Consider the following 26,826-nt stretch of genomic DNA (forward strand, 5'->3'; position numbering starts at 1 on the left):
ATATAAAGGAGGGGGTATTGTATGCCTAGCGTGTTAACAAAGCATCAGTCATTAACGGGTGCGCAAGCTGGAATTTGGTATGCGCAGCAATTGGAGTCGGATAACCCTGTTTATAATACAGCGGAGTATATTGACATAAATGGAAAGCTACATGTGGAGTATTTTAAGAAGGCTGTAGAACAAGTAATGAAAGAGACAGATTCCATTCATGCTAAATATGGAGTAGACGAAAATGGTCCATGGCAGCATATTCTCGAGAAAAGGGATTTTTCGCTTGAACTTATCGATGTTACTGGGGAAGTGGACCCTGATCAATCTGCAAAAAAATGGATGAAATCTGATATAGATAAACCGTTAGATTTAACTAAAGATGTCGTTGTTAAACAGGCACTATTTAAGATAAGCGAGAATCGAAGTTTGTGGTATTTGCGTATTCATCATATTGCAGCAGATGCTTTCGGTTTTTCTCTAATCGTACAACGTGTTGCTCAGATTTATACAGCCCTAGTAAAGCAAGAAACGATAAAGGGAAATCAGTTGGGTGATTTTCAAAAGGTATTGGATGAACATCAATCGTATGTACGTTCGGATAAATTTATTCAAGACCGTGAGTTTTGGATGGGCCGATTCCAGGATCATCCAGACATTGTTAGTTTAAAGGGTTCATCGTTAGGATTATCTAAACGCATTATCCATAAGACAAGTTATTTGCAAGCAGATACGATCGAGCGGTTAAGGAAAACGGCTAGTTCCAGAGGGGGAAACTGGTATGAAACGATTGTAGCAGCTGTTGCTGTCTATATGCAGCGTTTAACTAGTAGTGAGGACATTGTGCTTTGCTTACCAATGATGTGTCGTATGGGTACATCTTCAGTAAAGGTCCCAGCAATGATAATGAATTTACTACCACTAAGACTGAATATACAACCCAAAATGAGTTTCATAGAGTTGATAGAGCAAGTTCAACAAGAAATGAAGCAAGTGCGGTCCCATCAGCATTATCGTCATGAATATTTACGGCATGATCTGAAGTTATTAGGAGATGGTCAACGCTTGTTCGGACCTCAAATAAATATGATGCCATTTGATTATGGATTGGATTTCGCTGGTAGTAAAGGAACGACAAATAAGCTCCATACGGGTCCAGTAGATGACCTATCCTTCAATATATATGATCAACAAGACGGAAAAGGGATAAGGATTGATTTAGATGCCAATGCGGATATGTATGAACCGGATGAGGTGACTCTTCATCTAAATCGTTTGGTAAATTTGATTGAAAATATAGCTGCTGCAGATGCGCAGTTGCCAATATCTCAATTAGGGGTACTTTTGCCTGGAGAGTTTGACAATGTAATCAATAAGTGGAATCAAACAACTCAACAATTGTCTTATATGTCTGTACAAGAAATATTTTTAAAACAAGTTACCCGTACACCGCATGCCGAGGCCTTAAGGTTCGACGACGAAAGCCTTTCTTATGCAGCATTAAATAAACGGGTTAATTGTCTGGCGTATTTACTTGAGGAAAAGGGACTAGGACCTGGTAAGTTTGCTGCTTTGGCTTTACCCCGATCCGTAGACATGGTTATTGCAATGTTGGCTGTTTTAAAAGCGGGAGCAGCGTATTTGCCAATTGACCCCGAATATCCTGTTGAGCGAATTTCTTATATTTTGGAAGATGCACAGCCGATGTGTATCCTGACACATCAGGACATACAATCTCAATTACCAGACAGTCATGTAGATCATGTCGTATTGGATGATCCCGCTGTTCGCAATCAAATAACTGCTTATGCAGATATAGATTATCCGAACAGAATAGTAGTGCCCAAGAGTCCAGCGTACATGATTTATACTTCCGGATCGACAGGGCGTCCGAAAGGTGTCGTTGTTACAGTCGAAGGATTAACCAACTTCCTTTGCTCGATGCAAAATAAGTTTGCTTTGAGTCATCAGGATCGTCTTTTAGCAGTTACGACAATTGCTTTTGACATTTCAGCATTGGAAATATTTCTTCCGCTCATTAGTGGTGCATGTTGTGTGATTGCAAAGAATAACGCAAACAAAGACCCGGCAATATTAGCACAATTGATTAAAGATCGCAATATTTCCATTATGCAGGCAACGCCCACACACTGGAATGCGCTTGTGTCGACCTATCCAGAAGTACTTCGTGGAATACGTATCTTGGTCGGCGGAGAAGCGGTTCCTGAAAAACTCGTAAAATCATTACATGAGCTAGATTGTGAAGTGACAAATTTGTATGGACCAACAGAAACGACAATCTGGTCTACAGCTATTACTTTACATACAGGGGAAACCGGTACTCCTTCTGTTGGCTATCCGATCGATAATACACAAATATTCATTTTAGATGCCGGTTTACAGCCTGTCCCTCCAGGGGTAAGTGGAGATTTATATATTGCTGGTAAAGGATTAGCACAGGGCTATTTTAATCGACCGGATTTAACAGCAGATACATTCATTGCTAATCCATATGGAAATCCAGGTGAACGGATGTACAAAACAGGCGATATTGCACGTTGGCATGCGGATGGAAAGCTTGATTATATTGGCAGGTCAGATCATCAAGTGAAAATCCGCGGTTTTCGAATAGAGCTTGGAGAAATTGAATCCGTCATAGCGAAAACATCGGAGGTTAGTCAAGTAGTCGTTGTTGCTAGGGAGGACCAACCAGGGGATTACCGTTTAATAGCTTATCTCGTGCCAGAAAAGAAAGCGATTATTGATTTAGCTAAAACACGTCAATCTGTAGAAGAACTACTTCCTGATTATATGGTTCCTTCTGCCTTTTTTATAATGGATGATTTGCCGCTGACGCCAAATAAGAAAATAGACCGCAAAGCATTACCGTCTCCAGAATTCGAAAAAGGGAAAGATAGTCGGGATCCTAGAACGCCACAGGAGGAAATAGTTTGTGATTTATTTAAACAAGTGTTAAATGTTTCACAAGTGGGAATTGACGATAGTTTCTTCCATCTTGGCGGTCATTCGTTACTTGCTGTACAGTTAGCGAATCGTATTCGTGAAGTCTTTGAAGTGGAAGTTGGGATAGGGAAAATCTTTGAAACACCGACTGTAGTAGGACTTGTTAAACAGTTAGAGGCAGGACGGAAAGGAAGGCCCCCTGTTCAAAGAGTCGAGTCCAAGGGCGATATTCCATTATCGTTTGCGCAGCGTCGATTATGGTTCCTATATCAGTTAGAAGGACCAAGCCCTACATATAATATACCACTAGTGGTTCGATTATCAGGGAAATTAGATAAGAACGCATTGCAAGAAGCAATCTGCGATGTAATAGAAAGACATGAACCGTTGCGAACTATTTTTCCCGAACATGCGGGGACAGCCAGGCAAGAGGTATTAAATCCAGAAAAGGTTAAGCCAGATTTACATGTACACCAAATAGAAGCATCCGAGTTAACAAGCCGATTGAATCATACTGTTAAATATTGCTTCCAATTGGATGAGGAACCTGCATTTCGAGTTGAGCTCTTTTCAACCGCAGAGGAAGAACATGTTGTTGTACTGTTACTACATCATATCGTTGGCGATGGATGGTCCTTGACGCCGTTAACACAAGATTTGAAGAAGGCATATATGAGCCGCGTTAATGGCAAACAGCCGAATTGGACAAATCTACCAGTACAATACGCGGATTATGCATATTGGCAAGAGAATTTATTGGAAGAAAAGCAAGGACAAGAGAGTCTTGTTAAAGAACAGCTTGATTATTGGTTAAATACTTTAGCAGACTTACCTGATCATTTAGAACTGCCGACAGATTATCCACGACCAGTGGAGTCTAGCTATCTAGGGAAAACGTATCGCTTTACGATTGACGCGAGTCTTCATCAGAAGTTACTTCATATCTCTGCACAAAACGGAGTTAGTTTATTTATGACGTTGCAAGCTGGTCTTACGGCGTTACTGACTCGTCTTGGGGCAGGATATGATATACCTTTAGGGAGTCCGGTAGCTGGAAGAAATGATGATGCTTTGACAAATCTCGTGGGGTTGTTTATTAACACTTTAGTATTACGTACTGATACATCTGGTAATCCGAGCTTTAAGGAGTTGCTTGGTAGAGTGAGAAAGGTAAATTTGAATGCGTATGAAAACCAGGATTTACCTTTTGAAAGATTGGTAGAGGAATTGAATCCTCCGCGTTCTAGATCAAGGCATCCATTATTCCAAATCATGCTTGCATTACAAAATACACCTGAGCCAAAGTTAGATTTACCTGAAATGAAGAGTGAATTGTCATTATATAGCGTAGGAGCTTCTAAATTCGATATGACGTTAGAGTTTCGAGAAAATGTAAGTGAATCGGGGTATGCGGAAGGATTAGATGGATTCCTTGAGTATAGTACAGACTTGTTTACAGAAGAGACAATACAATCGATGGTAAATAGACTGATTCGGTTGTTAGAATCTGCCGTACTTGATCAGGATCAACCAATCGGACTTCTGGAGATTTTAGATCAAAATGAAAAGAAAGAGCTCGTCAAAGATGTAAAAGTGAATGATGAACAGGAAGAATCCAGTTTGTCTGTACGATTTGAAAAGCAGGCCATGCTTGAACCAAAAAATATTGCGCTCATCTTTGAAAACGAACAAATGACATATCAAACATTGAATGAAAGGGCTAATCAACTTGCGCACCTATTAATTGGTCAAGGTGTTGGACCGGAGCAATATATTGTCTTAGCTTTACCTAGATCAATGGAAATGGTAATCGCTATGCTTGGTATTATAAAAGCTGGAGCTGCATACGTGCCAATTGACCCTAATTATCCGAGTGAACGAATTACCTTTATGATAGAGGACGTAAAGCCTCTGATGGCGATTACAAATGAAGAGTATACAAATAAATTACCTAATAATCATGCCATGCCAAAACTTGTTTTAGATGCAGAAGATACACAGAAAGTACTTAGTAAACAAAAAGATACGAATCCAATAGATGCAGAGCGTACAGAGCCGTTACAAGCTCTTCATCCGGCATATATTATATATACTTCGGGTTCCACTGGTCTGCCTAAAGGCGTAGTGATTCCCCATCAAAATGTGAATCGTCTACTAGGATCTACAGACGAATGGTTCCAATTTAATGCGGATGATGTATGGACTTTATTCCACTCCTATGCGTTTGACTTTTCGGTATGGGAAATGTGGGGGGCTCTGCTCTATGGTGGAAGATTGGTTATTGTATCGTATGAGATTAGCCGTTCTCCGTATGAGTTTTTACAACTAGTAGTGAATGAGAAAGTAACGGTACTGAATCAAACTCCTTCCGCATTTTATCAATTAATGCAGGCGGACAGAGAACAGCAGGAAATAGGTAAACAGCTGCAATTACGATATGTCATTTTTGGGGGAGAAGCGCTTGAACTTAATCGACTAGAGGATTGGTATAAGCGCCATACAGTGGACGCACCTAAACTAATTAATATGTATGGAATTACGGAAACGACCGTACATGTTACGTATATGGAAATTAACGAAACTCTTGTATCACTAAGAGCGAATAGTATTATCGGTCAGGGGATAAAAGACTTAAATGTATATATATTGGATGAATATTTACAGCCAGTACCAATAGGGGTTATTGGAGAAATGTATGTATCTGGTCCAGGATTAGCAAGGGGATATTTAGGAAGACCAGGTTTAACGGCTGACCGATTCGTGGCAAATCCATTCGTTGAAAATGGATCAAGAATGTACCGTACGGGTGATTTAGCCCGTTGGAAAGAATATGACATGTTAGATTACATCGGACGCGCTGATCAACAGGTGAAAATAAGAGGCTTTAGGATTGAGCTAGGGGAAATTGAATCTGTGCTATCCGAGCACCCTAGCATTGAACAGGTAACCGTGGTCAGCAGTGAGGGCCATTCTAGTGGAGATCAACTGCTTGCTTATATAATATTAAATTCCGACGCAAGTGAAAATGGTGTTGATATTCGACGTTGGGTTACTAAACGTTTGCCAGATTATATGATACCTTCCGCATTTATCATGATTGATATATTACCATTAACTCCTAATGGGAAGCTAGATTACAAGGCTTTACCTGATCCAGATTATTCTGAGGAAGTAACAGACAAAGGACCTAGAACACCACAGGAGGAAATATTATGTAATCTATTTATGGAAGTATTGGACTTGCCGTATGTAGGAATTGATGACGAATTCTTCCACCTAGGGGGGCACTCGTTACTTGCTGTCCAACTAATGACTCGAATCAAAGAATCATTTGGTATTGACCTAAGTATTGGAAATCTCTTTGAGTCTCCTACGGTTGCGGGACTGGCAGAACGATTGGAGACTGGTGACAATACAAGTGCGCTAGAGGTTTTGTTACCAATTCGAACAAGTGGAAGCTTATCTCCTTTATTCTGTGTTCATCCGGCTGGCGGACTTAGTTGGTGTTACGCAGGTCTGATGAAGGAATTGGACAAAGATTATCCAATTTACGGTCTTCAGGCACGAGGTATTTCCGATCCAGATAATCATCCCCATTCACTAGATGAGATGGCTGAGGATTATGTTGAACAGATACAATCTGTTCAACCACGAGGTCCTTACTATTTACTGGGATGGTCACTCGGAGGTAATATCATGCAAGCCATGTCGACAAAACTACAGAAAAAGGGTGAAAAGGTTGCGCTAGTTGCTATGTTAGATTCTTATCCAAATCATTTTCTTCCAATTGAGAATGTTCCAGATGAGGAAGAAGCACTTATTGCTTTGCTTGCATTGGGAGGTTATGATCCTGAAAGCGTAAATGGAGATGCACTTACGCTCGAAGATGCCATAGAGTTGTTAAGAAAGGATGGAAGTGCGTTAGCGAGTCTTGATGACAAAACAATTACTAATTTAAAGGAAACATATGTACAATCTGTTCAAAACTTAAGTGAATTTGAACCGGAGATATATCAAGGTGATGTCTTGTTTTTCAGATCGACTATTACCCCAGAGTGGTTTGATCCAATTTCCACTAATACATGGGACCCTTACATCGATGGCAAGTTGGAAGTATATGATATTCATTGTCGTCATAAAGATATGTGCCAACCGGAACCATTAGCAGAAATCGGAGAGATTCTATCTAAAAAGCTAAGCATGTTGTATGAATCGACTAAAATAAACTCAGAGAGGGAGAGATAGAACATGAGTAACCCTTTTGAAAACGCAGAGGAATCGTATGCTGTATTAATCAATAGTGAGGGACAATATTCTCTTTGGCCTGGTTTTCTTGACATTCCATCGGGCTGGGATCAGGTTTATGGAGTGGCGAATAGGCAAGAATGTTTGGATTATGTAAATTCCAATTGGGATAATTTAATGCCGAACAGTGCGAAGACAATTGAGAATGTTAGCAATAGGAATTAACCATGAAGAAACGTGTAAGTGTGAAGTTTGCTGTATGTGCAGTATATGTATTAGCGATGTTTATGTCAGCTCTCGACAGTACAATTGTTAATGTGGCATTGCCGGCTATTGGAGGAACATTCCATGTTCCTCCTGAAGCCATGGGAACCATAAATATTGGATATCTAATTAGTTTAGCTATGTTTCTACCAGCAGCAGGCTGGATGGGAGATCGTTTTGGAACAAAACGGGTATTTTTGAGTGCGATAAGCATATTTACTATTGCATCTGTCTTGTGCGGATTTGCTCATAATATGTTTACGTTGAATGTATACAGGATTCTCCAGGGTATTGGGGCAGGCTTCATTACCCCTGTTGGCATGGCCATTCTATTTCGGACATTTACTCATGAAGAGCGTCCCAAGCTGTCACGTATGCTAATTATACCGATCGCACTAGCTCCGGCACTCGGTCCTATTATAGGTGGGTTTTTAGTAGATACAATTTCTTGGCGTTGGATATTTTTTATAAATATACCTATAGGCTTGCTCGCTTTATTTATTGGGAAGGTATATTTACAGGAACATGTTGAGCCAACGGCCGGAGCATTTGATTATAAAGGGTTTATATTATCCTTAACAGGTTTTTCGCTGTCGATTTATGCATTGACACAGGGAACTGTTAAAGGGTGGACATCTCCTGAAATTATAGTATCGGGATGTTTGGGACTTGTATTAATGGTTTTACTTGTTCGCCTTGAACTGCGTGAGGATAAACCAATGATAGATGTGAGATTGTTCAAGGATCCAATGTTCCGCTCAATGAGTTTTATTGGTCTTTGTTCCGCCGCGGGTTTACTTGGAATGCTATATGTTTTTCCGCTAATGTATCAAAATGCGTTGAACGTTAGTGCTTTTCATACAGGTCTAACCACATTCATAGAAGCACTTGGATTAATGGTGGCTTCCCAGCTAATGCCTTGGACATTGAAAAAAATGGGTTTGCGGCGACTCCTTATTTTTTCTCTTATTGGTACAATCATTGTTTTTATGCTTATTTCATTATTTGTTGCATCTAATCCGTGGTTACTTAGGTTTTTAATGTTTGGAATAGGGTTTTTCTTAGGACAAACAGTTGGAGCAGCGCAAATATCAGCTTTTAAGAATATAGACTCTCCATCAATGGGCAGAGCTACAATGCTATTTAATATGCAAAATAGACTTGGCGCAGTTCTTGGAGTTGCTATCTTATCAGGTGTGCTAGGAACATCCAATACGTCAGCAGGGGAACCGGTTAACTTGCTAACCTATCAATATGCATTGTTCGGCGCTTCGATATTTTTAATAATTGCATGTTTAATAGCAGTGAGAATGAATAAAACGACTGAAAATGATCCCACCCTACACATGAATCTGGTTGAGAAAGCAGAATAGCGGTCTGTTATAAAATAAATCAAACTGTAAAGATGAAGGGAGCATTCCATATGGTAGAAGTCTATATTTGTCAATTACCTAAAGAAAAGAGTCAAGTAAAATTGGGGGAATTACTTTTAAAAGTGCCTAAAGAAAGACAAAAGCATATTCGAAGGTTCTACCATCTGGATGATGCATACCGAACTATTATAGGAGATTATTTATTAGATCATGTTTTAAAGCAACGGACTGGAAAAACATTAAAAGAAATAACCTTAAAAAGAAATGCATATGGCAAACCGTATTTACCTGATTATCCATTTATTCAGTTTAATATATCTCACTCAGGTAAATACGTAGTTTGTGCAGTACACAATCAGGATGTAGGTATTGATATTGAGGAAATTCAAACGTTTGATTTACTCTTGGCTAAACAACTTTTTACTGTAGATGAATACCAAATGATACGTAATTCAAATGATAGAAATCATACATGCTATGAAATTTGGACTATGAAGGAAAGTTATACAAAAGCAGTAGGAAAGGGACTGGTTATCCCGCTAGATGCTATTCGCATAAGAAAACACGTAGGTAACCTTATGGAAGTTGGTAGTTCGCACGAAAAGGAGCTAGTAACGAATTTCATATGTAAACAATATGCGATTCATACAGATTACAAGCTAACTGTGTGTGCACGCATGACTGGAGGGAATATGTTTCTTGAACATCCCATCGAAATGTATTTTGATCAAATGTGTTGAATTACTATTTTCATTTCCAAATAAAATTTAAAAGTAGCTATATCTAGTAGGGGATCGATCCATTTGCCGCCACGCTTCTCAATTGATGTTATATAACTATTGACATCTTTAGAAGAAATTTCATTTATTGATTGACAATGATTCTCATTATCGATAAAATGAGAATTGTTCTCAGTTGAGGAGGGTGGTGTTTATTTACTACGGCAAAAAAGGAAGTCTCATTTTTTAGTACTCAGATATAAAGGAGGGAAGGAATAGAGGAAGGATGAAAAAAATCTGTAGTAATTGGTCTAACATTAGGCATACGACAGGATAGGCTAACTGTATGCAAATGATGTACGTTTTACGTGGTTGCAATTTCCTCGTCGGAAATACAAAGTCAGACGCATAAAAGATCGATCGAACTCAGAGTGATTTGTTATAAAAATATATTCAGTTTAATTATCTGACTGTTAAATGGATTTAGAATAATCCTGAGATGATTCCTTCGCGCATTGGGTAATAATTAGAATTTCGATAGAGGGAGTAGATGAAATAATTCATGGGTATAAAGCGAGGGCCACAGATGGCAGCATTGCAGTACTTGGGAATGGACTACTTCATCAACGTTATTCTTAATGCAAGTTATGCTGTTACTTGCCGAGCGTGGTTTTGATCGTAAAAAATACGAAGGTTTGCCGTCTCAAGGACAATTAGGCATCGATACTTAAATTAAAAGGAGAAGATGAATGATGAAGAAGCAATTAAGCTTATTAGTATTTGCATTGATGGCTATATTGGTACTTGCTGCATGTGGAGGAAAAGTAGAAGGGGAAAAAACACCAGAGAATGATAAACAGGAATCCACTGTTGAAAAAGAAGCAACGCAACAATCTGCAGATGATGGTGCAGCTGGAAATGGCATGCAAGAAATTACATACTTAGGTGAGACCTATTCTGTACCAGAAAACGTGGAACGCATTGTCATTACAGGAGCGATGGAAGCGATGGAAGACGCAACGGTTTTAAATATAGAACCAGTGGGAGGGATTACGGTTGCAGGAGAATTCCCAGAAACATTTAAAGCGGTGGTAGGAAATACAGAGTCAATCGGTGAAAAGCAACAACCAAATTTTGAAAAAATTCTAGAACTGCAGCCAGACGTAATTTTGGGAACGACAAAATTTAAAGATGAAGTGGTTGAAAAATTGGAACAAATTGCACCTACAATTTTAGTTTCCCATATTTCAACGAATTGGCAAGATAATCTGAAGCTAATGGCTCAACTAGGAGATAAAGAAGAAGAAGCGAAAACACTTCTAGCCCAATATGACAAAGATATTAAAGCTGCGACAGAAATAAAGGAAGAGTTTGAAGGCAAAACAGTAATGGCGATTCGCATTCGTGGTGGTAGTTTGTTTGTCTACCCAGAGGATGTATTCTTTAACCCTTCTTTATACAATGAACTAGGAATAGATGTTCCAGAAGTTATCCAGAAAGCAAAAGCTCAAGAAGAGATTTCAATTGAACAGCTAGCAGAAGTAAATCCAGATGTTCTTTTCATCCAAGTTCAAACAAGTGGAAATCAAGAGAATGAGCAAGCATATGAAGAATTGAAAAAGAATCCAATTATTCAAAATATCAACGCTTTCAAAAATGATGCTGCTTATAGCAATATTGTAGATTCTTTATTAGAAGGAGGAACTGTATTAAGTAAAATCGAATTCTTAAAAGCTCTGGAAGAAAACGTGTTAAAGAAATAGAGGGAATTTAGATGTCCATAATTCGAAAGAATAAGATTGTATTAATCCTTTTCCTATTGATTTTATTTATCGTCACAATAACATATTCAATCATGTATGGGGCTAGTCGTTATTCGGTTTTAACAATTTGGCAAGCCTTGGTTCATTTTGATCAAACGAATATGGAACATCTAATCATACGATCTTCCAGGATCTCTAGGGTGTTAGGTGCTTTGTTGATCGGTGCTTTCATCGCGATATCTGGAGCGCTTATGCAAGGAATGACGAGAAACTACTTGGCCTCGCCCGGCATTATGGGTGTGACAGACGGTTCGGTTTTTGTTATCACATTGTCAATGATATTTCTTCCGAACGTTCAACCTGCAACCCTCCTAATCTTTTCATTTATAGGTTCTTTAATGGGCGCAGTGTTTGTTTTTGGAGTCGCCAAGCTAGTGCCAGGTGGCATGTCGCCTTTATCGCTTGTAATTATCGGAACAATTCTAGGTATGTTTTTGAACGGCGTATCACAAGCTCTGGCAACATATTTTCAAATATCACAAAATATCAGCTTTTGGTACAATACGAGACTTCATCAAATTGACCCGGTCATGCTTCAATGGTCTGTACCTTTAGCAATCATCGGACTTTTCTTAGCATTTTACGTTTCAAAGTCTATTACAGCCATTTCCCTAGGAGATGAAGTCGCACAAGGTTTAGGAATTAACCTAGTGGTGATGAAAACATTGACATTAGTGAGTGTCGCACTGTTAACAGGTGTGTCTGTAGCTTTGGTTGGTAAGGTTACTTTTATCGGTTTAATCATTCCGCATATCACACGTTTTTTAGTTGGGGAAGATTATAAAAAGATTGTTCTATACGCCGGATTGTTCGGTGCGCTATTTTTTGCATGGGCAGATATAGTAAGCCGTTTGATTAACCCTCCATTTGAAACTCCAGTCGGTGTCATTACGGCACTTGTAGGCGTACCTTTTTTCCTTTATCTGATTCAAACAAAGGGAGGGAAGCGTTATGCCTAAGCTGAATCTAAATAAGCGTTTCTTTGTAGTAGCAAGTATTGGAATCATATTTACGTTACTCGTTATTTACTTGAGCCTTACAAGTGGTCAATACCCATTGACGGTATCTGAAACGTTCCGAACGTTATTTGGTGTCGATCATATTCCAAATCATGAACTTGTGATCTTTGGTTTTAGGATGCCTAGAATAGTTATTGGTGTTCTAGTCGGTTTATCACTGGGAGTAGTAGGAGCCGTTTTACAAGGTGTGACGAAAAATAATTTAGCCGATCCAGGTATTTTAGGTATTCAGTCTGGTGTAGGACTCACAGTGGTTCTCTATATGTTTTTTGTTCAGGGGAATGTGAATGAGATGTCAAGTCTCTCGATCGTCGGGGTGTCTGTATGGGGATGGCTTGGTGGAGTCCTCGCTACTCTCCTGCTATTTATACTTTCAAGTCATCAAGGCCAGCTCGATCCAAAACGTTTGATTTTAGTTGGTATTGCATTGAATTCTGGTATTGGTGCGCTTACCCTTTTTATCTCGTTGAAGATGGATCCCAAAGATTTTGAAATGGCGACAGTTTGGTTATCAGGAAGTATTTATAGTGCATCATGGCAACAAGTATTATCTATGTTACCTTGGGTTCTACTAATCATTCCGTTACTCGTTTGGAAAGCACCCATTCTTAATGTGTTACAACTCCATGATATAACGATTGTTGGTTTAGGGGTTCGGATAAACCGACAGCGTGTGTTGTTGGTAATGGGGGCGGTTGGATTGATCAGTGCAAGTGTGATTGTTTCTGGAAGCATTGCATTTGTCGGATTACTAGCACCTCACATTTCAAGGCGATTAGTAGGTATTCATCATCAACATATCATTCCGATGAGCGGGATTATCGGAATGATACTTGTTGTAACAGGAGATTGGATTGGTAAGGCGTTCTTTGCAACTGCTGAATTGCCAGTTGGAATTGTTATTTCAATTATTGGGGTACCTTATTTCATTTATTTATTAATGCGAAATAGCCGAAAAGTACGGGTATAAAGAATGGAGATTGGTTATGGGATATACACATATAGTGAAATCAATACGTCATTCTATATCAGAGACTGACTACAGAATTAAAATTGCCATCCCTAAGGAACCAGCGCCAGAGGAAGGGTATCCTGTCTTTTATATATTAGATGGGAATGCTTACGGCGTTCTTTTCGAAAGTGTTGTGATGTTGCAAGCGCAACGCACCGAAAAAACAGGCGTACCTCTTGCGGTAATTGTATCAATAGGATATGAGCAAGAAGAAATTTATTCACCTCTACGTATATATGATTTCACACCACAGAGTGAAGTTGTCAACTTACCAGAACGGCCGTCGGGAGTACCGTGGCCTACTTCTGGCGGTGCGCAAGAATTTTTAGAGGTATTGAAAAAAGTGAAACGAATGGTTCGACAAGAAGTCGAAATAGATGTTCGAAAGCAACTAGTTTTTGGCCATTCGTTGGGAGGTCTATTTCTAGTTCAAACGCTTATTTTGGAGCCGGAATTATTCACACATTATTATATTTGCAGTCCATCTCTTTGGTGGAATCAAGAGCAAATACTACAGGAAGCTTTAAAAATTACTCCTGTAGAAAGTGTGATCTTTATAGCGTCAGAACAACAGCAAAAGCATAAGATGTTTGAAAATGCACAATCCCTATATAACCATCTAAAATCTGTGCCCATGCAATCGGTCGAAATGTTTACATCACCGGATGAAAATCATATGTCCATCATTCCAGCCAGTATGTGCCAAGCATTGCGGTTTTTAATGAAAAATAAGTGAGGTGAATGAAATGATTGATGTTGAAGAAATTACTGTCGGTTATGGCTCGAAAATCATTATTGAAGAACTAAGTGTCGCGATACCTAAAGGACAAATCACGACAATTATTGGACCGAATGGATGTGGCAAATCTACTTTATTAAAAACAATTTCCCGTATTTTACAAGCGAGTCATGGCGCAGTCTTTATTGATCAAAAAGCGATTCATGAGACAAGCACGAAAGAAATCGCAAAAAAGATGGCCATCTTACCCCAAACAGCGGAAGCACCCGATGGATTAACGGTACATGAGCTCGTCGCATATGGTCGTTTTCCACATCAGTCAAGTTTTGGTCGGTTAAAAAAAGAAGATATTGAGGCGATTGATTGGGCGTTAGAAGCAACAAACTTAACTGAATTTCAAGAGCGACCCATTGAAGCATTATCTGGGGGACAGCGACAACGTGTATGGATTGCGATGGCGCTTGCTCAAGATACAGATATTTTAATATTAGATGAACCGACGACGTATCTTGATATGGCGCATCAACTTGATGTTTTACAATTGGTAGAACGACTCAACAAAGAACAAGGGAAAACGATTGTGATGGTGTTGCATGATATAAATCATGCCTCTCGTTTTTCAGATTTCTTAATAGCTATGAATAATGGTGAAATTGTAACAGAAGGTATACCAGAGCGCGTCGTTACGTGTGAACATTTGCAGCAGATCTTTCAAATTCAAGCAATCCTATCGGTGTGTCCTTTTAGTCAAAAGCCAATATGCTTATCTTATGGGAAATTAAATACGAGTGTATTATGAATACATATTGTCATTTAACTAGTATAAGTGTGGGATCAACAGTCTTATATTTAGCCTCTTAGAGAGGTATTTAAATGGAATTAAAAGTTTTAGTAACAATACATATAATTAGCTAAGGAGAATATATAATGCAAATATACTGGACTAAAATTAATGCAATCATTAAAGAAACGCCTGAGGTTAGAACGTACATGCTCGACTGTCCGAAAGACTTTACATGGGAAGAAGGTTCCCATACTCACTTCGCACTGGAAGGTTTTAATGCGGGTGATAAACCAAACCGTAGCTTGATTCGTCACATGTCAATCTCCACTTTACCGCACGAAAATTCCATCGGTATTACAACACGCATCAAAGAGCAGTGCTCTGAGTTTAAAAAGATATTAAGGAGCCTTGAAGTTGGCGATGAGGTTGCAATCTTTAAAACTCACTCAAATGTACCGCTTAAAAGAGAAGACAAAAATGTTTACTTGCTGTCATCAGGCGTTGGTCTGGCGACTTTTAGACCGCTCGTACTTGATTATTTCGAACGTGCTGATCACGTCAATAAAATTCATTCGTTGAACATCGACTCATCAAATGATTTCTTATTCACAAATATTTTTGAGTCCGCACCTGACAAGAAGTTCACATCACAATTCGTCGACACCCGTAAAGACTATTATGAAGAAGTGAAAAGTCTTTCTGCAGACAAGGAGGGGCTCTTCTATGTAGTCGGCAGTGACGAATTCCTTGTGCAGAATATTGCAGTTCTTTGTGAGCAGGGCATCAAACCGGAACAAATTATGATCGACAAGCATGAACATATGTTGACTGAATTTTTATCAATTGACATGTAAAGTTTAATAAGACTGTAAAATTTCTTGATCAATACTAAAGTTCAATATTATAGTATGAGTAAGATGTAGTAAACATTGAAGCGCATTTGTTAATTATGAGGATTATAGTTGTTTTTCTCTATCAGCTACAAAATTGATTTAGAGAGAGACGGAGGATTTCAAAAATACCATGACTTTTTTCAAGATTTATAGTCGTTGGTAGAGTTAAATGATACAAGAAGTAAATACTGTATGCTTAATCAGCCGATAGACCTTTCTCAATCTTGAGAGGGGTTTTTTGGCTTTTGAAGGAGACTATGTATAAAACTAATAAAAGTATTAGGGTTTTTATAAGTGTCGAGTGTAAAATGACATGCATTTAACAACACACTAGTGAAATATGCAATTACATCGATAAAGCGATTTCGCAAGCGGGACACTTGCTGATTAATAATTTATGCAACCCAGCTATTTGGATGAAGACAGTGACAAGGAGCCTATCCCCTTGTCATCGTTTAATATAGTGGTAAATATTCCCGGCCAGCTGAATGTTAAATAATTGCTGGCCATCTGTCAGGTCGGTTGAAAGAATTTCTTCAATCCGTTTCAGGCGATAGTTCAGCGTGTTCGTGTGGACGTGAAGGGCAATGGCAGTTCGTTTGATGTTTTGGTTTTGACGCAAATAGGTAAGTAGTGTTTGCAGCAAGTCTCCTTTTCGGGCTTGTTCGTATTGAATGAGCGGGCCGATGACTTCATGGACGAAATCGAGCAGCTCTTCTTCTGAATTCCGTAAGATGAAGCGTTGGATGCCGAGGTCTGTGTAGGACAGGGCGCGTTCTTCGAATTGGTAGTTTTTCATGAATGTGATGCATTTTTCAGCTTCTTTGAATGATTCGTGGGCGGCGGCGAGGTTTGGTTTCATTCTGCCGATGCCGATGGTGATGTCGAGTTCGTTGTATGTTTTTTCAATTTCCTGCTGCAAGTGCAAGGCGAGTTGTTTAATGCTGCCTGCCTGGTTTGCTGCCTGCAGTTTGGCAGGGTAAGAGAATAAGGCGGCGAGCTTGTTTTGATCGATGAGCGCGGCGCCTTGCGAGTTCTTTCCCAGGAAATATTTATTCGCCATATGGAGCAGGTTGTTGATGACGTTTTCGCTTATAGCTCCGCGCTGCAATTTGTCTTTGTTTTCGACGCTGACGCTGACAGCGATGTAGTTGCGGTTCAAGTCAAATTGTAGTTTTTTTGCCTGCTTCGTTAATGTTTCATCGATTGCCTGGCCGGATAAAATTTTTGTCATGAATTCACCCTGCAGACGCTGCTGTGTTTCGTAGACAGCTTGTTCTTTGACGAGCTCGAGCATGATGACCGTGCAGATGTGTTCTAGCGCGTTGATTCCGTCTTCTCCAATTGGGTCTTTTGAGACAATGATGAGCGAACCAAGTGGCTTCATTTTCGATTGTAGCGGTAGCGCGATGAATTGATAGTTTTCGAGGCCTATCGTGATATTAGAGACGCTATACGGGCTGTTGAGCGACTGGTCGTTCTGTTTCTCAAAGCGTAAAAGTTCGCTTTTCATCTCTTCTGAAACAGGCGCGCGACAGGCAGAAGCGGTCAGTTCGCCTGTCTCATCGAATAAGAAAATATGCTCGCCGATCGTTTTGTAAATATAGTCAATAATGGACTGAATTCCTTCTCCGTTGACGACGAGATTGGCGATAGTGCGCTGCGTTTCGATCGAGCGGGACAGCAGCTGGACAGTCTTTTTCTCGTTATGATAAATATTCGATTTTTCGAGCGCGATGGCGGCTTGTTGGGCGATCGCATCTAACAACTGCATATCTTCTTTTTTGAAATGAAGCGATTTATCAAATGAATCAAGCGTAATGACACCGATGCACGTTCCTTTCAATAGAATCGGTGATGAAATGACTGAAGTGAAATGAAAATTATTTGAAATAGATTCATCGAGCAACGTCCGGTTGCAAGGAGTGAGTGTATCGAGCGCCTGTTTGATTTCTTCTTCATTTTTAAACACCAACCCTTTTTCCGCTTGAAACGTCATGCCCGTCATGGATTCACCGCTGCTTAATTCAATCGATTTAAAGATTTGTGGATAAAACAAACCATGAGCGGATTTGGCCATCAGGCGCTGTTTCTGCTGGTCGAAAACCCAAATCGAACCGCCTCCTGCTGCGTCTACAGCGGAAATTGCTTCATCAATAATCAAATCGAAAATCGTTTCAATATCTAATGAAGAGTTAATGACAGTGGAAACATGTACAAGAGATTTGAGCTGCCGGCGAGTTAACGTGTCCTGCATAATCTACCATCCTCACTCTATAGTATTTTGTGTTTTTGTGTAAAACACACAAATTCTTTCGGAAAATCACACATGGAATAGATTTCTTTATTGTTTATAATTATAAGTGAATTGGGAATAAAATGAAAGCGGGTATGTTGAAAGTATACGTATATATGAAAGCGTTTGCAATCTGAGTGTTGATAGAATGATATACGGCAATGACGGAATGTAAAAGAAGAATGGAGGGTATTGGATATGAATTTTGATTTGACGGATGAACAACAAATGGTGCGCAAGCTGGTTCGCGAATTTGCGGAAGCGGAAGTGGCGCCGGGTGCGGATGAGCGCGATCGTACAGGGGAATTCCCGAAAGAGATTTTTGAAAAGTTTTCGGAGCTCGGCTTGATGGGGTTGCCTTTCTCGGAAGAGTACGGCGGTGGAGGAGCGGATACAACGAGTTTTGCGATCGTCACAGAAGAATTAAGTCGTGTTTGCGCGTCAACAGGCATCACGTATTCTGCGCATATTTCACTTGGCGGAGCGCCGCTTCATTTATTCGGCACACCGGAGCAGAAAGAGAAATATCTTACGCCGATTTGTACGGGCGAATCGTTCGGGGCCTTTGGATTGACGGAGCCAAATGCAGGGTCAGATGCGGGCGGTACAGAAACGACAGCTGTTCTTGAAGGCGATGAGTGGGTTATTAACGGTTCGAAATGTTTCATTACGAATGCGAGCTATGCGAAACATCTTGCGGTGACAGCGATTACAGACCGCTCGAAAGGAACGAACGGCATCAGCGCGTTTATCGTGCCGACTGATACACCAGGGTTTACGGTCATTGCAAACTACGAAAAAATGGGACTTCATTCTTCTAATACAACGGAATTGATTTTGGAAAATGTCCGTGTACCGAAAGAAAATCTTCTTGGTGAAATTGGAAACGGTTACAAACAGTTTTTGGCAACGCTTGACGGCGGACGGATCGGCATCGGTGCGATGGCTGTTGGTTTAGCGCAGGGAGCGTACGAAAAGGCACTGAATTACGCGCAGGAGCGAAAGCAGTTCGGCAGAAGCATTTCAAACTTCCAAGCGATTCAGTTCAAACTTGCGGATATGGCGATGAATATCGAACTGTCACGCAATATGGTGTATAAAGCAGCGTGGCTGAAAGATCAAGGCCGCCCATTCAAAAAAGAAGCGGCGTTTGCGAAATTATTCGCATCTGAAATGTGCATGCGCGTCTGCGATCAAGCAGTGCAGATTCACGGCGGCTACGGCTATATTAAAGAATACCAAGTCGAGCGTTTCTTCCGCGATGCGAAACTTTTAGAAATTGGCGAAGGCACGTCCGAAGTACAGCGAATGGTCATTGCGAAACAAATCGGCTGCTGATTTTTGAAAGGATTTTCAACGAATTGACAAAGGGGCGATTGAATGGATAGTGAACGAGTTTTACAAGTAGCGGCGAATAGTAAACTTATTTATCCTAGTGAAGAAAAGGCGCGCTCGACTTCGATCGGCAGCGCAGAAGCTTTCCAAGAACTTCTCCGGCAGTCCCAGGAAGATCCGGCTGCATTTTGGGATCAGCAGGCCCGTGAGCTCGAATGGTATGAACCGTGGACAGAGACGATCAGCGGCACGCTCCCTGACTTCAAGTTTTTCGTTGACGGCATTACAAATCCGAGCATCAACCTACTCGACCGGCATATACATAACGGTGCCGGTAACCGGACGGCGCTCATTTGGGAAAGCGAGAACGGCGATTCAAAGTTTTACACGTATTCGATGCTTCTTGCGGAAGTGAACCGTTTTTCCAATGTGCTTCGGTCGTTCGGCGTGAAAAAAGGCGATTGTGTCGCGATTTATCTGCCAAACTTGGCGGAAGCGGTCATAGCGGTGCTCGCGTGTTTCCGTGTCGGGGCGATTTATAACGCAGTCTTTTCGGGCTATTCCGAGCGCTCTTTGTCCGATCGGCTGGAAAGCTTTGAACCGAAAATCATCATCACAGCGGATGCGACAGTTCGCCGCGGCAAAGAAATCCGTTTGAAAGAAAAAGTCGATCAAATGGTGCCGTCTACTTCTTCAGTTGAAGCGATCATCGTCGTCAATCGCATGGGAATCGATATCGATATGCAGGAAGGCCGCGATTACTGGTGGCATGAGCTGACGGAAAAAGCAAGCATCCATTGCGAACCGGAGCGACTTGAAGCGAATGAAAGCGGCATCGTTTTCTATACGAGCGGCACGACGGGCAAGCCGAAAGGGATCGTGCATTCAGGGACGGCATTCGTCGTGCAGAACTATGTCTACGCAAAATACCATCTCGACCATCGCGAAGACGACGTATTTTGGTGCACGGCGGATATCGGCTGGCTGACGATGCATATTTGGGGCATCGTCGGATCACTTGCGAACGGCGTCACAACAGTCATTTGCGAAGGGGCAATCGATTATCCCGAGAAAACACGTTTTTATCAAATCATTGAAAAATACCGTGTCAATAAACTATTTACCGCTCCGACTGCGCTGCGCATGTTGAAAAGCATGGGCGAGAAGCCGATCGAGCAGTTTGACTTATCATGCCTTGACGTAATCGCACTCGTTGGCGAGCCGTTCGATGCGGAGACGTGGCACTGGACATATGAAGTGCTCGGCAAGAAAAAAGTCTATATTAACAACACTTGGGGGCAGACCGAAACAGCCGGCTCGCCGATTGCAGGAGCAGCATGGCTGACGCCGATGAAACCGGGCTCTTCCGGCAAGCCGTTTATAGGCGCGGTGTTCGATGTCGTTAATGAAGCCGGCGAACCCGTGAAAGCCGGGCAGCTCGGTAACTTAATCATTAAAAAGCCGTTTCCGATGCTGTGCCGAACGATTTGGAGAGAGCCGGAACGTTACTACGGTTCATACTACAGCCAAGTCGACGACAGCTACTACGCAAGCGATCTCGCGCTAATCGACGAAGACGGCTATATTTGGGTAGTCGGCCGTTCCGACGATGCGTTCAACGTCGCCGGCCACCGTTTAAGCACAATGGAAATGGAAAGCGCTGTGCTCGAAAGTGCAGGCGTAGCGGAATGCGCGGTCATTGGCGTGCCGGATGAAATTAAAGGAGAAGTGCCTCTAGTTTTCGTCTGCCTTTCTGAAGATGCAGCTGACGGGCAAGAAGTAGTAGAGCGGATTCAAGAAAACATCATCCGCCAGATCGGAAAAATTGCCCAGCCGAAAGAAATCGTCATAACCGACTCTTTGCCGAAAACGGTGAGTGGAAAAATTATGCGCCGCCTGATTAAAGAAATCGTTACGACAGGCAGTGTTGCAGGTGATGTGACGGGGCTTGAAGATCCGTCCACAGTTGCAGAACTTCAGAGCGTCATGGAAGCGAAAACTGTGGGCAAATAAATGGACAGCGGAGCCGGTCTTTATGCTTCCGGCTTCCTCTTTACCTAAAATGAAGCCCACGAATGCTTGATTACATGATAAATAGAAAGGGTGTACATCATGTTTAAAAAGATATTAATTGCGAACCGCGGGGAAATAGCGGCTCGAGTCATACGTACGTGCAGAGCGCTCGGCATTAAAACGGTCGGTGTCTATTCGGAAGCGGATGCGGAAGCTGTCCATGTCAAACAGGCGGATGAAGCATATTTGCTCGGCGGACCGCGAGTAACGGAAAGTTATATGAAAATTGATAAAATTTTAGAAGCAGCGCATCAGTCGAAAGCAGAAGCGATTCACCCAGGCTATGGTCTGCTATCTGAAAATGCCGAATTTGCGCGCCGCTGCGAGGAAGAAGGATTCGTGTTCATCGGGCCTTCGCCTGAAGTCATTTCAGAAATGGGTAGCAAAATTGCGTCACGCAAGGCGATGGAAAAAGCCGGTGTTCCGGTCGTGCCGGGTGTTACCCGTTCGCTTGCAGACGCGGAAGATGCGATCGAAGCGGCGGAAAGCATCGGCTATCCGGTTATGTTGAAGGCGTCTGCAGGAGGCGGCGGAATCGGTATGCAAGTCGTCTACAGCGCCGACGAAATCCGCAAAGCGTTCGAAGGCAATCAAAAACGAGCGACTGATTTCTTCGGCGACGGCGCGATGTATATTGAAAAATTCGTTGAAAAACCGCGCCATATCGAAATCCAAATTTTAGCGGACAATGAAGGAAATACAGTGTACTTATGGGAGCGCGAATGCTCAATCCAGCGCCGCCACCAAAAAGTCGTAGAAGAAGCGCCGTCTTCATTCATTTCAGAAGAGACACGAAGAAAAATGGGCGAAGCGGCGGTTAAAGCGGCGAAGTCCATCGGTTATAAAAACGCCGGCACGATCGAGTTTTTAGTCGACGCAGATCAAAACTTCTACTTTCTTGAAATGAATACACGGCTGCAAGTTGAGCACCCGATTACGGAAGAGATTACGGGGCTTGACTTAGTGAAGGAGCAGCTTGATATCGCAGCGGGGAGAACACTCTCATTTGCGCAAGAAGACGTCAAACGCGACGGACACGCAATTGAAGTGCGGATTTACGCAGAAGATCCGAAAACATTTTTCCCTTCACCTGGAACGATCACGAAACTGGAGCTGCCGGAAGGACCGGGCATCCGCCACGAATTGGCAGTTCACGGCGATTCGGTCGTCACACCGTTTTACGACCCGATGATCGCGAAACTCGTCGTTAAAGGTAAAGACCGCGATGAAGCAATCGACCGGCTGCAACAAGCGCTATCAAACTACCATATTGAAGGCATCAAGACGAATATCCCGATGCTCCAGGAAGTAGCAGCGCATGAAGCATTCCGTTTTGGGGATACGACGACGGTATTCGTGGAAAAATACTTGACGAAGAAAAAGAAAAAACAAAAACAGACGAAATGACTCTGGAGGAATTATTATGACAGAAATTACAGCAAGCATGGCAGGAAGCGTTTGGAAAGTACTCGTGAAAGCAGGAGACGAAGTAGAAGAAGATCAAGACATCGCCATCTTGGAATCGATGAAAATGGAAATACCGATTGCTACTGATTTTGACGGAGTCGTAAAAGAAGTAAAAGTGAACGAAGGCGAGTTCGTCAACGAAGGAGACGTCATCGCAGTCATTGAATAATTCCTGTAGAAGGAGATGAAACGATGAAATGGCCTGAAACGATTACGATTAAAGAAGTCGGACCGCGCGACGGACTCCAGAACGAAAAAATCTTCATTCCTACCGATGACAAAATTGCTTGGATTAATGAGCTGTCTAAAAGTGGTCTGACATCGATTGAAGTGACGTCTTTCGTCAATCCGAAATGGATTCCGGCACTTGCGGACGCAGTTGATGTGATGGCGGGCATTAAGCGGGAGCCGGGCGTCTCTTACTCGGCGCTCGTCCCGAACCGCCAAGGGCTTGAACGGGCATTTGCGGCAGATATCGATGAAGCGGCGGTGTTCATGTCGGCGAGCGAAACGCATAATTTGAAAAATATTAATAAAACGATTCCGGATACACTGCCTGTATTAAAAGAAATTGTTCAAGACGCGAATGCGGCAGGCAAGAAGACGAGAGGCTATGTGTCTACAGTGTTCGGCTGTCCGTACGAAGGTGTGGTCAATACGGAAGCGGTCGTCCGCGTGGCGGATTCGTTGTTTGATATGGGCATTGACGAATTGTCGCTGGGCGATACGATCGGCGTTGCGAATCCGCGGCAAGTCCAGGAAGTGCTTGACCTGCTATTGAAACGTTTTCCGTCAGACAAATTGGCGATGCATTTCCATGACACGCGCGGGATGGCTTTAGCGAATGTCCTGGCGTCGCTTGATATGGGCATTACGGTATTCGACAGTTCAGCTGGCGGGCTCGGTGGCTGTCCGTACGCACCGGGTGCTTCAGGCAACGCGGTGACAGAAGATCTATTGTATATGTTGCATGGCATGGGCATTCATACCGGCGTCGATGAAGAAAAGATTTTAGTGGCATCCGCGTTTATTCAAGAAAAAATCGGCCAGTCGCTTCCAAGTAAAAACTTGCAGGCTGCCGGTGCGCATGATCAGTGAAGGACGTGAGTATATGGGGAATCAAGTGATGCTAGAGAAGCGCGGCGACGGAATTGCGATCATCGTATTGAATCGTCCAGAAGCGGCAAATGCATTGTCGGTCGAGATGCTACAAGGGCTTTACGATGCGTTGCAGGAATGCCGTTACGACCGGGAAATACGCGCAGTTATTCTAACAGGCGCCGGTGAAAAAGCTTTTTGTGCGGGCGCTGATTTAAAAGAACGCGCAGGAATGAATCCGGTCGATGTGCGCAAGACGGTTTCATTAATCCGGGAGACGATTAACGGTATTGAATTACTGCCGCAGCCGGTCATCGCCGCAGTCAACGGCGTTGCGCTCGGCGGCGGAACAGAACTGGCGCTGGCATGCGACATCCGCATTGCTGCAGAGACAGCAAAGTTCGGATTGACGGAAACTTCGCTTGGCATTATTCCGGGAGCTGGCGGTACGCAGCGTCTGCCGAGATTGATTGGCAAAGGACGGGCGAAAGTGCTTATTTTCACCGCCCGCAGAGTCGAAGCGGCAGAAGCATTGGAAATCGGGCTCGCTGAATACATTGTGGCGCCTGATCAGCTGATGGATAAAGCGCTTGCTATCACTGGACAAATCGCAGCGAACAGCCCGCTTGCTGTCGCGCAGGCGAAGTTCGCGATTGACCATGGCTATGACGTCGAACTGCAGACGGGGCTCGCAATCGAACAGAATGCCTATGAAGTGACGATTCCTTCAAAAGACCGGCTCGAAGGACTGCAGGCATTTAAGGAAAAACGCAAGCCTGTATATACTGGCGAATGATAAATGACTATAAGGGAGGCAGGACGATGACAACAGATACGAAATCTTTGCAGCAAGCATTGAATGAAAGAGTAGAGCAGATAAAAAAAGGTGGCGCGCCGAAATACCATGAGAAAAATGCGGACCAAGGGAAAATGTTCGTACGGGACCGCTTGAAATTATTATTCGATTCAGATCTTGAAATCGAAGATGGCCAATTTGCGAACTGCATGGCGGGCGATCTTCCTGCTGACGGTGTTGTAACAGGTATGGGGAAGATTAACGGCCAAGTTGTTTGCGTCATGGCAAATGATTCTACAATCAAAGCAGGCTCATGGGGCGCGCGGACAGTGGAAAAAATTATTCGCATTCAGGAAACCGCTGAAAAATTGAATGTGCCGCTCGTTTACTTAGTTGATTCAGCAGGCGCGCGGATTACGGATCAAGTCGAAATGTTCCCGGGGCGCCGTGGTGCAGGTAGAATTTTCTACAATCAAGTGAAATTATCCGGCCGGATTCCACAAATCTGCGTCTTGTTCGGACCGTCTGCTGCTGGCGGCGCGTATATTCCGGCGTTTTGCGATATCGTCATCATGGTCGACAAAAACGCTTCGATGTACCTTGGATCACCGCGCATGGCGGAAATGGTTATCGGAGAAAAAGTAACATTAGAGGAAATGGGCGGAGCGCGCATGCACTGCTCAACTTCAGGATGCGGCGATGTGCTCGCGAAAAGCGAAGAAGAAGCAATCGCAGCAGCGCGAAGATATTTATCGTATTTCCCAGCAAACTTCTCGGAAAAGCCGCCTGTACGTGATGCTGTGGAGCCGAAACAGCTGGAGAAGGCATTGGAAGAAATTATTCCGAAAAACGAAAACGCTCCGTTTAATATGCACGACTTGATCAAAGGGATTATCGATGAAGATTCATTTTTTGAAATTAAGAAACTATTTGCAGGCGAGCTCATTACTGGCCTTGCACGCATCGATGGAAAAGCGGTCGGCATTATCGCGAACCAACCACGTGTTAAAGGTGGCGTGCTATTCCACGACTCTGCCGACAAATCGGCAAAGTTTATCAACCTTTGCGATGCATTCCACATTCCGCTGCTGTTCTTAGTCGACGTGCCTGGATTCATGATCGGTACAAAAGTTGAACGTGCAGGCATCATACGCCACGGCGCGAAAATGATTTCTGCGATGTCTGAAGCCACAGTGCCGAAAATTTCCGTCATCGTCCGTAAAGCGTATGGCGCAGGGTTGTACGCTATGGCAGGTCCAGCATTTGAACCAGACGCGTGTTTAGCGCTACCAACCGCTTCCATCGCGGTCATGGGGCCGGACGCAGCTATCAACGCAGTCTACGCGAATAAAATCGCCGCGTTGCCTGAGCAAGAGCGCGCAGCTTATATTGAAGAGAAGCGTAACGAATACCGAGAAGATATCGACATTTACCATTTAGCTTCTGAAATGATTATCGACGGCATCATCCCAGCAGACTCACTGCGCGATGAGCTGATTACGCGATACGAAGCGTATGCGACGAAATATATCCAGTTTACAGACCGCAAGCATCCGGTTTATCCGGTGTGATAGAAGGTGACAGGGACTTTTAATTAAATAGTCAACTATCGCTACTATTGCATTTTTTCATGTCCTCTTAGGACGTCATAAAGTGAAATCTATATACGAATTAAAAAAGCACGGTCTACATTGTTAAATCAATGTATACCGTGCTTTTTGTGTGAGAATTCAAATAGTAACACTGAAATACCAAAGCATTTCATAAAAAATCATGCAAATTCTTAGCCTATTACCTTTTCTAAATTTATTTCATAATCGAATGAATTTCATACCCTATCTGAGTCGATAAATTTTATTCGCAATCGAGCACTTACTGACTAATTACTTCGCCTTACTAAATTTGAAGTAAGTATTTTGTAATTATTAGTAAAAACAC

18 protein-coding genes are annotated in these 26,826 nt (G+C 42.4%); 17 read left to right on the forward strand and 1 reads right to left on the reverse strand.

Annotation, left to right across the window (positions count from 1 at the left end):
- Positions 1-21 precede the first annotated feature (21 nt).
- The 10 genes from CSV74_RS04300 (at position 22) to CSV74_RS04345 (ending at position 15,784) form a co-directional block, all read left to right on the forward strand.
- Entirely contained in the window at positions 22-7,197 is a 7,176-nt protein-coding gene (locus tag CSV74_RS04300) for an amino acid adenylation domain-containing protein (protein WP_099690697.1), read from the forward strand.
- A 3-nt stretch (positions 7,198-7,200) separates the two neighbouring features.
- A complete protein-coding gene (locus CSV74_RS04305) occupies positions 7,201-7,422 on the forward strand; it encodes an MbtH family protein (RefSeq protein WP_099690698.1) in 222 nt (73 codons plus the stop codon).
- 2 nt (positions 7,423-7,424) lie between these two features.
- Positions 7,425-8,834 carry an MDR family MFS transporter gene (locus CSV74_RS04310; RefSeq protein WP_099690699.1) on the forward strand — a complete coding sequence of 470 codons (1,410 nt, stop codon included), beginning with the start codon at positions 7,425-7,427 and terminating at the stop codon, positions 8,832-8,834.
- Between the two features lie 50 nt (positions 8,835-8,884).
- Positions 8,885-9,574, forward strand: coding sequence for a 4'-phosphopantetheinyl transferase family protein (locus CSV74_RS04315; RefSeq protein ID WP_158231742.1), 690 nt, complete (start codon positions 8,885-8,887; stop codon positions 9,572-9,574).
- A 728-nt stretch (positions 9,575-10,302) separates the two neighbouring features.
- On the forward strand, positions 10,303-11,316 hold the full coding sequence (locus tag CSV74_RS04320) for an ABC transporter substrate-binding protein (protein WP_369823684.1): 1,014 nt from the start codon (positions 10,303-10,305) through the stop codon (positions 11,314-11,316).
- Positions 11,317-11,327: 11 nt separating this feature from the next.
- On the forward strand, positions 11,328-12,335 hold the full coding sequence (locus tag CSV74_RS04325) for a FecCD family ABC transporter permease (protein ID WP_099661197.1): 1,008 nt from the start codon (positions 11,328-11,330) through the stop codon (positions 12,333-12,335).
- Positions 12,328-13,365 carry a FecCD family ABC transporter permease gene (locus tag CSV74_RS04330; protein WP_099690701.1) on the forward strand — a complete coding sequence of 346 codons (1,038 nt, stop codon included), beginning with the start codon at positions 12,328-12,330 and terminating at the stop codon, positions 13,363-13,365. The genes CSV74_RS04325 and CSV74_RS04330 overlap by 8 nt, the downstream gene beginning before the upstream one ends.
- Before the next feature lie 16 nt (positions 13,366-13,381).
- Positions 13,382-14,143 (forward strand): alpha/beta hydrolase, encoded by a 762-nt coding sequence (locus CSV74_RS04335; RefSeq protein WP_099690702.1) that lies wholly within the window; start codon positions 13,382-13,384, stop codon positions 14,141-14,143.
- 10 nt (positions 14,144-14,153) lie between these two features.
- Positions 14,154-14,945 (forward strand): ABC transporter ATP-binding protein, encoded by a 792-nt coding sequence (locus tag CSV74_RS04340; protein ID WP_029052984.1) that lies wholly within the window; start codon positions 14,154-14,156, stop codon positions 14,943-14,945.
- Positions 14,946-15,073: 128 nt separating this feature from the next.
- The gene (locus CSV74_RS04345) at positions 15,074-15,784 is read left to right on the forward strand and encodes a hypothetical protein (RefSeq protein ID WP_029052985.1); all 711 of its coding nucleotides are present in this window, start codon (positions 15,074-15,076) and stop codon (positions 15,782-15,784) included.
- 487 nt (positions 15,785-16,271) lie between these two features.
- Here CSV74_RS04345 and CSV74_RS04350 read toward each other — a convergent pair whose 3' ends face one another.
- The gene (locus CSV74_RS04350; protein WP_099690703.1) at positions 16,272-18,080 is read right to left on the reverse strand and encodes a helix-turn-helix domain-containing protein; all 1,809 of its coding nucleotides are present in this window, start codon (positions 18,078-18,080) and stop codon (positions 16,272-16,274) included.
- A gap of 237 nt (positions 18,081-18,317) precedes the next feature.
- Between CSV74_RS04350 and CSV74_RS04355 the strand changes: the two genes are divergently transcribed.
- The 7 genes from CSV74_RS04355 (at position 18,318) to CSV74_RS04385 (ending at position 26,459) form a co-directional block, all read left to right on the forward strand.
- Entirely contained in the window at positions 18,318-19,457 is a 1,140-nt protein-coding gene (locus tag CSV74_RS04355) for an acyl-CoA dehydrogenase (protein WP_029053620.1), read from the forward strand.
- 42 nt (positions 19,458-19,499) lie between these two features.
- Entirely contained in the window at positions 19,500-21,467 is a 1,968-nt protein-coding gene (locus tag CSV74_RS04360; protein ID WP_099690704.1) for an acetate--CoA ligase, read from the forward strand.
- A 99-nt stretch (positions 21,468-21,566) separates the two neighbouring features.
- Positions 21,567-22,934 (forward strand): acetyl-CoA carboxylase biotin carboxylase subunit, encoded by a 1,368-nt coding sequence (locus tag CSV74_RS04365; RefSeq protein WP_099690705.1) that lies wholly within the window; start codon positions 21,567-21,569, stop codon positions 22,932-22,934.
- 13 nt (positions 22,935-22,947) lie between these two features.
- Complete coding sequence (locus tag CSV74_RS04370; protein ID WP_255408324.1) at positions 22,948-23,163, forward strand: acetyl-CoA carboxylase biotin carboxyl carrier protein subunit; 216 nt, start codon at positions 22,948-22,950, stop codon at positions 23,161-23,163.
- Between the two features lie 23 nt (positions 23,164-23,186).
- Positions 23,187-24,092 (forward strand): hydroxymethylglutaryl-CoA lyase, encoded by a 906-nt coding sequence (locus tag CSV74_RS04375; RefSeq protein ID WP_099690706.1) that lies wholly within the window; start codon positions 23,187-23,189, stop codon positions 24,090-24,092.
- 13 nt (positions 24,093-24,105) lie between these two features.
- The gene (locus tag CSV74_RS04380) at positions 24,106-24,888 is read left to right on the forward strand and encodes an enoyl-CoA hydratase (RefSeq protein WP_099690784.1); all 783 of its coding nucleotides are present in this window, start codon (positions 24,106-24,108) and stop codon (positions 24,886-24,888) included.
- Between the two features lie 26 nt (positions 24,889-24,914).
- On the forward strand, positions 24,915-26,459 hold the full coding sequence (locus CSV74_RS04385; protein ID WP_099690707.1) for an acyl-CoA carboxylase subunit beta: 1,545 nt from the start codon (positions 24,915-24,917) through the stop codon (positions 26,457-26,459).
- Positions 26,460-26,826: the final 367 nt, after the last annotated feature.

This window comes from Sporosarcina sp. P19 (assembly GCF_002743165.1).
Lineage (GTDB): Bacteria > Bacillota > Bacilli > Bacillales_A > Planococcaceae > Sporosarcina > Sporosarcina ureae.

Excerpts from the sequence above, each read along its gene's own strand:
- CSV74_RS04300 (WP_099690697.1), top strand. The coding sequence starts at position 22 with ATGCCTAGCGTGTTAACAAAGCATCAGTCATTAACGGGTGCGCAAGCT.
- CSV74_RS04305 (WP_099690698.1), top strand. The coding sequence starts at position 7,201 with ATGAGTAACCCTTTTGAAAACGCAGAGGAATCGTATGCTGTATTAATC.
- CSV74_RS04310 (WP_099690699.1), top strand. The coding sequence starts at position 7,425 with ATGAAGAAACGTGTAAGTGTGAAGTTTGCTGTATGTGCAGTATATGTA.
- CSV74_RS04315 (WP_158231742.1), top strand. The coding sequence starts at position 8,885 with ATGGTAGAAGTCTATATTTGTCAATTACCTAAAGAAAAGAGTCAAGTA.
- CSV74_RS04320 (WP_369823684.1), top strand. The coding sequence starts at position 10,303 with ATGATGAAGAAGCAATTAAGCTTATTAGTATTTGCATTGATGGCTATA.
- CSV74_RS04325 (WP_099661197.1), top strand. The coding sequence starts at position 11,328 with ATGTCCATAATTCGAAAGAATAAGATTGTATTAATCCTTTTCCTATTG.
- CSV74_RS04330 (WP_099690701.1), top strand. The coding sequence starts at position 12,328 with ATGCCTAAGCTGAATCTAAATAAGCGTTTCTTTGTAGTAGCAAGTATT.
- CSV74_RS04335 (WP_099690702.1), top strand. The coding sequence starts at position 13,382 with ATGGGATATACACATATAGTGAAATCAATACGTCATTCTATATCAGAG.
- CSV74_RS04340 (WP_029052984.1), top strand. The coding sequence starts at position 14,154 with ATGATTGATGTTGAAGAAATTACTGTCGGTTATGGCTCGAAAATCATT.
- CSV74_RS04345 (WP_029052985.1), top strand. The coding sequence starts at position 15,074 with ATGCAAATATACTGGACTAAAATTAATGCAATCATTAAAGAAACGCCT.
- CSV74_RS04350 (WP_099690703.1), bottom strand. The coding sequence starts at position 18,080 with ATGCAGGACACGTTAACTCGCCGGCAGCTCAAATCTCTTGTACATGTT.
- CSV74_RS04355 (WP_029053620.1), top strand. The coding sequence starts at position 18,318 with ATGAATTTTGATTTGACGGATGAACAACAAATGGTGCGCAAGCTGGTT.
- CSV74_RS04360 (WP_099690704.1), top strand. The coding sequence starts at position 19,500 with ATGGATAGTGAACGAGTTTTACAAGTAGCGGCGAATAGTAAACTTATT.
- CSV74_RS04365 (WP_099690705.1), top strand. The coding sequence starts at position 21,567 with ATGTTTAAAAAGATATTAATTGCGAACCGCGGGGAAATAGCGGCTCGA.
- CSV74_RS04375 (WP_099690706.1), top strand. The coding sequence starts at position 23,187 with ATGAAATGGCCTGAAACGATTACGATTAAAGAAGTCGGACCGCGCGAC.
- CSV74_RS04380 (WP_099690784.1), top strand. The coding sequence starts at position 24,106 with ATGGGGAATCAAGTGATGCTAGAGAAGCGCGGCGACGGAATTGCGATC.
- CSV74_RS04385 (WP_099690707.1), top strand. The coding sequence starts at position 24,915 with ATGACAACAGATACGAAATCTTTGCAGCAAGCATTGAATGAAAGAGTA.